Source organism: Bacteroides sp. GM023 (assembly GCF_014750685.1).
GTDB lineage: Bacteria > Bacteroidota > Bacteroidia > Bacteroidales > Bacteroidaceae > Bacteroides.
Genome location: NZ_JAAXGE010000007.1, coordinates 185,652 through 197,161, shown reverse-complemented (window position 1 = coordinate 197,161; position 11,510 = coordinate 185,652). Strand labels below are relative to the sequence as shown.

The following is an 11,510-nucleotide window of genomic DNA, read 5'->3' as shown; positions in this document are numbered from 1 at the left end:
ACACCGAATATGAAAAGAATAAAATGGAATTTCCTAATTGTCTGCTTCTTCTGCCTGTGCAGTTGTGCCGACCTCACAGAGTTGAATGAAAATCCGACCAAGGCAACCAGCATCTCTTCCCATTTGCTGGTACCTACCATACAATTGACTCATTCACAATATTTGCAGAGCACTCTCCGCTATATGATTTTTCCAGGAGCGTTTGTCAACCACTGGATTGGCGGTTGGAGTATGCAGGAGTATGGTGGAAAGTGCAAAAAGCGTGTCGACTACATGGAACGTCTTTGGACAATCTATTATCCGGAAATTATCAAAACCGCTGTCGCCCTGATAGACCAGACCGCCGACAACCCGGAAGAAACCAACCTGAATGCCATCGGCCGTATCCTGAAAGTGGAAGCTTTCCTGAAGCTGACCGATTATTACGGCGATATTCCTTACTTTGAAGCAGGTAAAGTCTATCAGGAAAATATTGTAAAGCCGAAGTATGACAAACAGGAAGATATTTACATGGATTTTCTGAAAGAACTGCGTGAGGCTTCCGCCCAACTAACCCCGGCAGCCATAGCGCCTCAGAATGACCTTTATTTCAACGGCGACATAGAGAAGTGGAGACGTTTTGCCAATTCTCTGTGGCTGCGTATCTCCATGCGGCTTCTGAAAGTAAACCCGACACTCGCACAGCAGGAAGCCAAGGCTGCCTACGAAGCAGGAGTTATGAACTCCAGCCAGGACATCTGCTATGTGGAGCACGAAGCCAGCAGACTGGAAGAAGGACCGGGGAACGGATTCGCCAACCAATTGCTGGAAGACCCGCAACACAGTAATTACCGCATGACTACCGAACTGCTGGATGCGCTGACTTCCGTTAACGACCCGCGTACCGTATATATAGGGGGCGCTTATACCGACGGTGACCGCGTAGATATAACCACGCAAGTATATGAAAAGTTAGGAGCCTATCAGGGAGTTCCCGCACAGGACTTTATTTATAATGCATGGTCGGCGGCATTAACGCTCACGGTTGACGGAAAAGATGTAAGCGTCACTCATAATTATCAAAAGATGCAGCCATCCAAACTATTGACTAATCCGGGTTCTCCATATATTCATCTCAGCTATGCGGAAACCGAATTTTATTTAGCCGAAGCGGCTGTCCGCCAGTGGAACGTATCGGCTGAAAGTGCCAAAGAACATTATAAGAAGGGCTTGAAAGCGGCAATCAAACAATGGGAACTGTTCGGAGCCACTCTGCCAACAGATGCGCAAATCAATACGTTTGTAGATAAACAAGCTGTGTTGTTGGATGCCGGAACTACCGGAGCGTTAGAGGAAATAAACAAGCAATTATGGATACTCTACATCCTCGACCCGATTGAAGCATGGTCGAACATCCGCCGCACTGAAATGCCGAGCAAATATGTCATGTTCAAGAACCTCGCCCCTACGGAGAATGAGTCTAACGGAAAACGTCCTGCCCGCATGATGTATCCGATAGAAGAACAGACCAAAAACAAGGCTAATCTGGAAGCTGCCCTCGAACGCATGGGCGGTACGGACGACTGGACAAAACGTATGTGGTGGGACAAATAATAAAAATGAGACTGAAGATTTATAAGAATATCAAACCAGGAATAAATAAAATAAGATACTATATGAAAACAAATTACCTTTTTTTACTATTATGCCTCATCGGTATAATGTTAGGAAGTTGCAAGGATGATTCTGCCAACAATCCGGTATTCGGTGACGACGAAATACCTTATATCTATACGGATATGCAGGAAACAACATCGGCCATAGCGGGTGAAGTGACGGAATTCAAAGTGCTGGTATCTCCGGCAGATGAAAAGACTTCCGTAAAATGGTTATTGGACGGTGAAGAGATAGGAACAAGCGCTTCACTGGTTTATACTTTCCCCGAGGCGGGTTCTTTCAGGCTACGTATCGAAGTCAGACGAAACGGATTATTAAATTACAGAAACTTTGCCCTGACGGTAAAAGAGCCGGTGACACCACCCGAAGAACCGACACCGTCCGAACTAAAGAAGAAAATATTCTGCTACTTGTCAAATGGTGCTATCGCCAGCCGCGAAATCGCATGGGATCAGATGTCTCATTTATGCGTTGTAGGTGGTGTCACGACTGACGGAACTATCCAGGCGGCAACTACTCTTCAGGCAAATGCCGATTTCATCAAGCAAGGACAGGCTAAAGGAGTGAAAATCTTACTATCCATGGATCTCGCCAGCGTAATGAAAACCATGACGGATGAGTTCCGTCAATCACTCGGAGAAAGAGCGTTGCAAGTGGTGGAAGATTGTGGTCTGGACGGAATCAATGTTTTCTTTGAAGGATGGACAGGCAGCGGCGCAGGTGGTTCCGACAAAGCAGAGAACGCAACCTACGCAAGCCATCTGAAAGCGCTTTACCAACAACTGAAAGCCGGACTGGGCGATAAGTTATTAACAGCCGGCGTAAAAGGGGACAGTGAAGGCATGTGGGGAAGTCAGAATGCCTACAACGGTGATTTCTCAATGTTCGAATCTGTGGATTATATCAATGTGGCGATATATAACTTTACCGGAGCCTGGGCTTCATCCGCAGTAGCCCAACACGCAAGTTATGAGCATTTCACTGCCGCGGCAACTCAATGGAGCACTATCAACGGAATTGATAAGGGTAAGATTATTTTAGGCTTACCGGCCTATGGAATCCAGTTCCAAAGTACCACCGTTCCGACCGGCGCCGTACGCAAAGCATACAAGGTTATTTTAACGGAATATGCTGCGGACAGTCCTACCGAAAAAGATGAAATCGAAAAAGATGGCAAAATTGTCTTCTACAACGGTCACCCGCTCGTACAACAGAAATCCGACTATGTGGTGGATAACGGCTTCGGCGGAATTTTGCTGAATGACCTGTCGGACGACTCGGAAGACGACGCAACAAGTCTGCTGAACGTCATCTATAAGACCTTTATAAAATAACAATCCAATATTCAGGATATATGTCGACTCAATCAAATAGATTACTTGCACTTGACGTAATAAGAGGAATTACCATTGCCGGAATGATTTTGGTTAACAATCCCGGTTCCTGGCAGTCTGTTTATGCCCCGCTAAAGCATGCACAGTGGAATGGGCTAACCCCCACAGACTTGGTTTTCCCTTTCTTTATGTTCATCATGGGCGTAGCTATCCACTTCTCATTACATAAGTTTGAGAAGTTGGACGCTGGCGTCAGCATGAAAATCATCCGTCGCACCGTGGCACTCTTTGCCGTAGGAATCGCCCTGGACTGCTTTTCCAAACTCTGCTACGGAACGTTTTCATGGGAAAATTTGCGTATTCTCGGCGTGATGCAACGACTTGCCCTTGCCTATGCGGGAGGTGCGTTTCTTGCCATCATCGTTCCGAAAAAATACTATCTGGGTGTGGCTGGCGGTATCTTGCTGGTATATGTCGGCTTATTACAGGGTTTCAATGGGTATATACATTCTGCCGACAACTTGATTGCAATGATTGACGTCAAGTTATTAGGAGCCAGTCACTTGATTAAGGAAGCTGCCGATGGCGGCAGCTTCGCTTTCGAACCGGAAGGATTACTTAGTACTATACCTTGTTGGGCACATGTATTGCTGGGCGCATATGTCGGCAGTCTAATTACCAATACAGGCGAGAATAGAGAACGTGTCCGCAAAATTGCGTTGTTCGGGACAATTCTGCTCTTTGCGGGCTTCCTGTTGCAATACCTTGACCCTATCAACAAGAAGTTGTGGACAAGTTCTTACACGCTGGTGACTTGCGGAGCAGCCTCGCTTCTCCTCGCCCTGCTGATAGATGTCATAGATGTCCGCCAACGGAAAGGATGGAGCCGTTTCTTCGAAGCCTTTGGCGTGAATCCCCTGTTCATGTACTGTGTTGGCTGGATTGCCAGTGTACTGTTCAGCCTGTCGTTCATACCTTGGGACGATCGGGTTATCAGCATACGTGGTTTACTCTATAATCAGACACTGCAACCTTTGCTGGGCGATTATCTGGGTTCATTCATTTACGCCTTGATTTTCATCATTATCATTTGGGGATGTGGATATGTCCTCTATCGTAAACACATTTATATAAAACTGTAAAAAGAGATGTCTATGGATAACGTTCAATCAAGACAACCGTCCAACCTGATCCCGATGATTATGCTGGGGATGCTGTTTTTCATCTTCGGATTGGTGTCATGGGTCAATTCCATCCTGATACCTTATTTCAAGGTATCCTGCGAATTGACGCATACACAATCCTACTTGGTAGCCCTGGCATTCTACATTGCCTATCTGGTCATGTCTATCCCTGCCGCCCGGCTGATTGGTCGGGTAGGTTCAAGACGGGGCATTATGATCGGATTATGGCTGATGTCAGCAGGAACGCTCATGTTTGTTCCTGCCGCCTATACAAGAGCCTATTCTATATTCTTGACCGGATTGTTCACCATAGGAACCGGGTTGTCCATACTGCAAACGGTAGCCAATCCTTATGTAACCATACTCGGCCCGATAGAATCCGCGGCACGGCGTATCAGTATTATGGGACTTTGTAATAAGATTGCCGGTATTCTCGCACCTTTATTATTCGCGGCTGTCATCCTGAAATCGACAGATAATGAATTATTCGAAGTACTTAAAAACAATAGCGTTACGGGCGTAGAGAAAGATATTCTGCTGGATGGCTTAATCCGCAGAGTCATTGTCCCCTATTCCGTACTTTCATTATTCCTGTTTTTATTTGGCTGCGCCATCTATTTCATCCGGTTGCCGGAAGTGGGGAATAACCAGCAGGAAGATATCGCCCATGCCAGCAAAGACCGCAAATCTATCGGATCATATCCTTATCTTATCATGGGAGTATTTGCCATCTTCTTTCACGTAGCGGCACAAGTGATCTCTATTGATACTATTATCAGCTATGCGGAGAGTATGGGGTTCAATCTTCAGGAAGCCAAAATCTTCCCGAGTATTACATTGTCGTGTGCTCTTGTAGGTTATTTTCTGGGTATCCTGTTGATTCCGCGCTTTGCCAGTCAGCAACTCATGCTTCGGATTTCTACCGTAGGCGGATTGATTCTGTCAGTTTGCGTACTATTCATCCCCGGCACGATACAGATGTCCGGACATACAACTTCACTTTCTATCTGGTGCTTGAGCTTAATGGGAGTCTGTAACGCATTGATATACGCCGGAATATGGCCGCTTGCCATACACGACCTGGGACGCTGGACAAACTTAGGCTCTTCATTTATGGTGATGGCTTTGTGCGGAAATGCATTTATGCCTGTCATCTATGGATTGATAGCAGATCATCACGGACTGCGTAGCGGATATATTGTACTGATACCTTGCTTTCTTTACTTGATTTTTTATGCTTTCTATGGATATAAAATTAATCATTGGTCAGAACTATGGAAATTAAAAAAGAACAAATAACCAGAATATTCAACGGAGAAATCATCACTCCGGAAAAGAATCTCGGAATAGGTACCGTACTTATTTCCGAAGGAAAAATCATAGGCGTGGAACCTGGAAATTATAAAGTGGCAGACAGTGTGGATTATGATGTCAAAGGCGGTTTTATCGCTCCCGGTTTTATTGACCTGCATACCCACGGCGCAGGCGGCTCCGATTTCATGGATTGCACGGAAGAAGACTGCCTTACCATTGCCCGTGAGCATCTCAAACACGGAACGACCCTGCTCTATCCCACTACTTTGGCTTCGGATAATCAGGAATTGCTTCGTTTCCTTGATGTATATGATCGCGTGAAAGGACAAAATGTCGGCGCCGCATTTGGTGGTTTGCATCTGGAAGGCCCCTACTTTGCCTATGCGTTCCGGGGAGCGCAAGACCCTCGTTATTTGCGCAATCCTGCCCCCGAAGAGTATATGGAGATATTGGACAGAAGTCAGGATATTGTTCGTTGGAGCATCGCTCCCGAATTACCCGGTGCTTTAGAATTCGGCGATCTGTTGCGAGAAAGGGGAATTCTTCCTTCCATTGCCCATACCGATGCCATATATGAAGATGTGGTAGAAGCTGTTCGTCATGGTTTTACGCATATCACTCATTTCTATTCCTGCATGAATGGAATCACCCGCAGGAATGCGTACCGCTATGCAGGATGCATCGAAGCCGGTTATTTGCTGGACGAGGTAACTATTGAACTGATTGCAGACGGAATACATGTTCCGGCGCCTCTTATGAAATTGGCTGTTAAAAACAAAGGAGCGGAGAAGATAGCCTTAGTAACCGATTCTATGCGTGGCGCAGGTATGCCCGAAGGAAAAAGTATACTGGGAAGCCGCGAGAAAGGGCAGGAAATTATTATTGAAGGCGGAGTAGCCAAAATGCCCGACAGACAGTCTTTTGCGGGAAGTGTGGCAACAGCCGACCGCCTGGTACGGAATATGTACCAATTGGGAGAACGCTCTATCGAGGAAGCTGTATGCATGATGTCCCTGACTCCCGCCACCATTATGGGAATCCAGGAGCAAAAAGGAAAAATAGCCAAGGGATATGATGCTGACATTGTAGTGTTCAATGCAGACATTCAAATTCAACAAGTATTTATTAATGGACAACAATATTAGAGTAACTATGGAGATTATTGAAACAACAGAAATAAAAGAATTAAAAAAAGACAACTTACGCATCCGTATATGCGACAGCCGTTGCACTCTGGGCATGGATGCCGCCCAAACTGCAACGCAAGTCATAAACCAACTATTAACCCAAAAGAAAGAAATTAATATTCTATTTGCAGCAGCTCCCTCACAAAACGAGTTTCTTGCTGTCCTGCAAAAACAAGACCTTCCATGGCATCGTATCCATGCTTTACACATGGATGAATATGTCGGGCTAAAACCTGACGCCCCACAGCGTTTCGGAAATTTTCTCAAAGAGCATATCTTCGATTCTGTTCCTTTTCAGTCGGTAAACTACTTGTTCAGGGAAGGAGCAACACCCGAAGAAATCTGTAATACTTATGAGCGAATCCTTCAGGAACATCCTCTCGACATTATCTTTATGGGAATCGGAGAAAATGGGCATATCGCCTTCAATGATCCGCATGTAGCCCGTTTCGATGATCCTCAATTAGTTAAAATCGTATCATTAGATGAAGTCTGCCGTATGCAACAAGTACATGACGGTTGTTTCTCCCATATTGATGAAGTTCCCCAGCAGGCTGTCACTGTCACTATTCCCGTCATGCTAAAAGCTACCTATATTTTCTGCATGGTTCCGGGAAAACCGAAAGCAAAGGCTGTGAAGAATACATTATATGGCCCTGTCAGTACAGACTGTCCGGCATCCATACTGCGTACACATCCGCATGCGATACTTTATTGCGATTTAGACAGCGCATCACTTTTACCCATTTAAAATAGTAACCATGAATAACAATCTACATTATTTTATATACAAAAGCCTGTTTCTGCTAGGTATTTTCTTGTGTTCGTGCGCTCCCGCAAAAAGTGCGCAATCCTCTTCTGACTTTAAAGTCAGAGCTTTCTACCTGGATTGCCGTACGCAAGTAATGACGGTTTCGGCTATTAAAGATTTCGCTTCCGATTTATCCACGAAAGGAATTAATACCCTACTGATAGAATATGAGGCAACTTTTCCTTTTCAGAAACATGCTACTCTATGCAACCACTTGGCTTTCAGCCGCAATGAAGTCAAAGACATTATCAAGCATTGCACTTCGTTGGGAATAGATGTAATACCATTACAGAATTGCTTCGGGCATAGTGAATATATCCTGCGTCATGATCGGTATGCCCATTTGCGGGAAGATAGAAAAGAAATATCACAGGTATGTCCGCTGAAAAAAGAAGAAGCGAAAAAAGTATTCCGGGAAATATTTCGGGAAGTGGCAGAGCTACATCCTTCTCCTTACTTTCATATAGGAGCTGACGAAACTTATTTATTGGGAAGTTGTGCACAATGTTCCAAAGTAGAAAAGTCACGCCTTTTTGTTGATTATATAAAGACGATGTATGAAGTAGTCAAAGAGATGGGAAAACAGCCTATCATTTGGGCAGATATTATTCTGATGCATCCCGAAGCCGTACAGGAATTACCCAAAGACCTCATCTTCGTAGACTGGAACTATGGTTGGGAACCGGATCGTTTCGGTAAGCTCGAGAATCTATTGAAACTGGGTGTAAAGATGTGGGGAGCAACGGCTTTACGCTCTGCACCGGACAATGTGTATTTAACCCAATGGATGAAGCACTTTGATAATCTAGCTACGTTTCTACCTTTCGCCCGTTCACATGGGTATGAAGGAATTATAGAAACATCCTGGTCTACCAGCGGCACGTACGGCTTTCATTACGATAATGGCTGGGAAGTTATCAGCATGCAGCCTGTACGTCAGGTTTACCCGATGTCCGGTTTCCAGATATTGGTAGATGCTTATTGCCAGGCAGCTAACTCCCAGGAAGCATTAAACTCACGGGATTTTATCTTATCATACGCGCAACAACGGTATGGACTTTCCAATGAAGAAGCACAGATCTTCCTTGATTATTTCTCCCTTCCCCAAGAATTGGTTCGCAATGGAAAGGATACTAAAGGAACGGCTATCGAGCAGGTTATCTCAAGCAACAAAGAATTCAGAAACAGATTCGATAAGCTCTCGCCACGGCAACATTCCAACGAATTTGAACATTATCGGTTAATGCTGGATCTGCGCATTAATTATCTTAGTTATAAAGAGATTGAGTTTATTTATAATTCAAACAGTTATGATATTACTCAAGCAGCAGAACTTGCTCAAAGACTGAATAAAATAATATCCGAAGCTGATAAGCTGGACAAACGTTTTGTACATATCAACAAAGAGTATTTAAAACCCGGACAGTCAGAAGAGATCAATTCTTTGAGAACAGAAAAGATGAAAGAACTATATCACGCTTTGCTAAGGCAGACTAAAATCTAAACGATATGAAAAAACTATTTTTACTTATACTGGCAGGTATATTTTCAACATACAACTCTAATGGGCAGACAGCGTCTTATTCTGTTATACCTGCCCCGCAAATGGTCAATACTGACGGACAAGATTCTTTTCACCTGAAAGAGAATACAACTATTGTTTACCCAAAAGGTGATGAACTATTGAAACGTAATGCTGAATTCTTGTCCGAATATATCGGGCAAGCGACAGGCAAAGCACTCGCCATCCGTACCTATATAAAAGAAAGAAAAGCCAATAATACAATAATATTGGCATTGGATTCTACTGTAAAAAACAAGGAAGGATATATCCTGACTACTACCTCGAAAGGCATCCGTATCAGCGGACAAACTGCCAACGGAGTATTCTATGGTATCCAAACCTTACGGAAAGCCATTCCCGCCACTGCACAAAAGGGTGAAATATCATTGCCTGCCGGAGAAATTAAAGATGAACCACGTTTCAGTTACCGGGGGATGCATCTGGATGTATGCCGCCATTTTTATCCTGTGGAGTTCGTAAAAAGATACATTGATTTGTTAGCCCTACATAATATGAATACCTTCCATTGGCATCTGACGGAAGACCAGGGATGGAGAATTGAAATTAAAAAGTATCCGGAGCTGACCGAAATCGGTTCTATACGCAACAAAACCGTGATAGGGAAAGCCGGGAGCGGAAAGTACGATAATACGCCTTACGGCGGTTTCTACACACAAGAGCAAGCCAAAGAACTTGTAAAATACGCTCAAGAACGTTTTATCACTGTTATTCCTGAAATTGATTTGCCCGGACATATGCTGGCTGCACTGGCTGCGTATCCTGAATTAGGATGTACAGGCGGGCCGTATGAGGTTTGTCCCGACTGGGGAATTTTTGATGATGTGTTATGCATTGGTAATGATAAGACTTTGCCATTCCTGGAAGATGTATTAGCGGAAATCATAGAAATCTTCCCATCGAAATATATTCATATCGGTGGTGATGAGGCACCACGTACCCGATGGAAAGAATGTACCAAATGTCAGGTACGTATCAAAACCGAAGGTTTGAAAGCAGATAAAGACCATACTGCCGAGGATCGTTTGCAGACATTCTGCATGACACGTATCGAAAAGTTTCTAAATGGTAAAGGACGACAAATCATCGGATGGGAAGAGATTCTAAAAGGTGATGTGGCCCCTAATGCCACCGTCATGTCCTGGCGCGGTATTCAGAGTGGAATCAAAGCGGCTCAAATGGGACATGATGTTATCATGGTTCCTAAAGATCACTGTTACTTCGATTATTATCAAGCTAAAGATACAAAACAAGAACCTCTTGCTATCGGTGGATTTGTTCCGGTAGAAAATGTATATAACCTGAATCCTGTGCCTGCCGAACTAACGCCCGAACAGCAAAAACATATTCTCGGAGCACAGGCGAACTTATGGTCGGAATATATACCGACTACCCAACAGGTAGAGTATATGTTGTTACCACGTATGGCAGCTCTTAGCGAAGCATTATGGACACAGCCACAATCAAAAGATTATGAAAGTTTCCTGCAACGGCTTCCATGGTTAGTAAAATTGTATCAAAGAGATGGGTTCAATTATGCCAAGCATGTGCTTCCGTAGCATGTGCCCCGTTTAGAAATAAAAGAGATATGACGAAATTTCTTCTGTCATATCTCTTTTATTATTTATATCCTCTCTGACATTCATCAGATAAACAAACCTACAAACAGCGTAAAGAATCCCCCCAACTGTTCCTTAAACGTGCGAAGCGCCAGTTCAATATGCTTTTCCACCGTACGGATAGAAATTCCCAATTTGTCTGCAATCTCCTGATTGGTCAATGATTTGAAGCGGCTAAGACAAAACACACTCTTACGCTTGGGCGGCATGGCATCAATCACACTCTGCACTGCTTCGCGCAGCTCTCTATAATCCGACTGCGTTTCTTCATGTTCCGAAGAATGTTCCAATGTCATCATATCTTCTGTCAGTACAACATGCGTATTGTATTTTGCCCGTAAATGATTGAATATTTCCCGTTTGGAGAGGACATAAATATAGTTCTTGATGGACATGGTTTCAACGAGAGCTTCGCGGTGTATCCAAATTTTCATAAATACATTCTGGATAATATCTTCAGCAGCCCCTTCGTCTTTAAGCATTCCTTTGGCAAAGGCAAAAAAGGAAGGATAATAACGATGAAACAGGATCTCATAGCTAGCCATGTCTCCCTCCCTCAACTGACGTAACAACAGTTGCTCCTCAATAGCAGAAGATAATTCAGTTTTATCCATCATTTATATTCCGAAAAAGATTTTAGTCAACAAAGCTATTAATAAATAGAAGATAGACCAATCCCGTCTAAGAAATCACATCATATTGTAATATATCAAGGGGAAATCGGTAAGGGACAGCACACTTCAGATGACAAAACTATGAAATTAATATGAAAAATTCAAGCCTTACAGCAAATACTAACGAAATTAAAAAAAAGTTCATTAGT

General features: G+C 43.9%; 9 protein-coding genes. 8 read left to right on the top strand and 1 reads right to left on the bottom strand.

Annotated elements, in window-relative coordinates:
• Nucleotides 1-9 precede the first annotated feature (9 nt).
• The 8 genes from HC965_RS16235 to HC965_RS16200 all read left to right on the top strand — a co-directional run bounded on the left by HC965_RS16235 (nt 10) and on the right by HC965_RS16200 (nt 10,627).
• On the top strand, nt 10-1,593 hold the full coding sequence (locus HC965_RS16235) for a SusD/RagB family nutrient-binding outer membrane lipoprotein (RefSeq protein WP_191032436.1): 1,584 nt from the start codon (nt 10-12) through the stop codon (nt 1,591-1,593).
• A 62-nt stretch (nt 1,594-1,655) separates the two neighbouring features.
• The gene (locus HC965_RS16230; RefSeq protein WP_191032435.1) at nt 1,656-2,990 is read left to right on the top strand and encodes a glycosyl hydrolase family 18 protein; all 1,335 of its coding nucleotides are present in this window, start codon (nt 1,656-1,658) and stop codon (nt 2,988-2,990) included.
• Between the two features lie 20 nt (nt 2,991-3,010).
• Entirely contained in the window at nt 3,011-4,132 is a 1,122-nt protein-coding gene (locus tag HC965_RS16225) for an acyltransferase family protein (protein WP_191032434.1), read from the top strand.
• A gap of 6 nt (nt 4,133-4,138) precedes the next feature.
• Nucleotides 4,139-5,473, top strand: coding sequence for a sugar MFS transporter (locus HC965_RS16220; protein WP_191032433.1), 1,335 nt, complete (start codon nt 4,139-4,141; stop codon nt 5,471-5,473).
• On the top strand, nt 5,449-6,633 hold the full coding sequence (gene nagA, locus HC965_RS16215; protein WP_191032432.1) for an N-acetylglucosamine-6-phosphate deacetylase: 1,185 nt from the start codon (nt 5,449-5,451) through the stop codon (nt 6,631-6,633). Before HC965_RS16220 ends, nagA begins: the two co-directional genes overlap by 25 nt.
• Nucleotides 6,617-7,426: a glucosamine-6-phosphate deaminase gene (locus HC965_RS16210; protein ID WP_223854920.1), complete on the top strand. Its 810-nt coding sequence runs from the start codon at nt 6,617-6,619 to the stop codon at nt 7,424-7,426. Before nagA ends, HC965_RS16210 begins: the two co-directional genes overlap by 17 nt.
• 10 nt (nt 7,427-7,436) lie before the next feature.
• On the top strand, nt 7,437-8,990 hold the full coding sequence (locus tag HC965_RS16205; RefSeq protein ID WP_191032431.1) for a family 20 glycosylhydrolase: 1,554 nt from the start codon (nt 7,437-7,439) through the stop codon (nt 8,988-8,990).
• Nucleotides 8,991-8,995: 5 nt separating this feature from the next.
• A complete protein-coding gene (locus HC965_RS16200) occupies nt 8,996-10,627 on the top strand; it encodes a beta-N-acetylhexosaminidase (protein WP_191032430.1) in 1,632 nt (543 codons plus the stop codon).
• 86 nt (nt 10,628-10,713) lie between these two features.
• Here HC965_RS16200 and HC965_RS16195 read toward each other — a convergent pair whose 3' ends face one another.
• Nucleotides 10,714-11,301 (bottom strand): RNA polymerase sigma-70 factor, encoded by a 588-nt coding sequence (locus HC965_RS16195; protein ID WP_191032670.1) that lies wholly within the window; start codon nt 11,299-11,301, stop codon nt 10,714-10,716.
• Nucleotides 11,302-11,510 lie beyond the last annotated feature (209 nt).

Excerpts from the sequence above, each read along its gene's own strand:
- HC965_RS16235 (WP_191032436.1), top strand. The coding sequence starts at position 10 with ATGAAAAGAATAAAATGGAATTTCCTAATTGTCTGCTTCTTCTGCCTG.
- HC965_RS16230 (WP_191032435.1), top strand. The coding sequence starts at position 1,656 with ATGAAAACAAATTACCTTTTTTTACTATTATGCCTCATCGGTATAATG.
- HC965_RS16225 (WP_191032434.1), top strand. The coding sequence starts at position 3,011 with ATGTCGACTCAATCAAATAGATTACTTGCACTTGACGTAATAAGAGGA.
- HC965_RS16220 (WP_191032433.1), top strand. The coding sequence starts at position 4,139 with ATGTCTATGGATAACGTTCAATCAAGACAACCGTCCAACCTGATCCCG.
- nagA (WP_191032432.1), top strand. The coding sequence starts at position 5,449 with ATGGAAATTAAAAAAGAACAAATAACCAGAATATTCAACGGAGAAATC.
- HC965_RS16210 (WP_223854920.1), top strand. The coding sequence starts at position 6,617 with ATGGACAACAATATTAGAGTAACTATGGAGATTATTGAAACAACAGAA.
- HC965_RS16205 (WP_191032431.1), top strand. The coding sequence starts at position 7,437 with ATGAATAACAATCTACATTATTTTATATACAAAAGCCTGTTTCTGCTA.
- HC965_RS16200 (WP_191032430.1), top strand. The coding sequence starts at position 8,996 with ATGAAAAAACTATTTTTACTTATACTGGCAGGTATATTTTCAACATAC.
- HC965_RS16195 (WP_191032670.1), bottom strand. The coding sequence starts at position 11,301 with ATGGATAAAACTGAATTATCTTCTGCTATTGAGGAGCAACTGTTGTTA.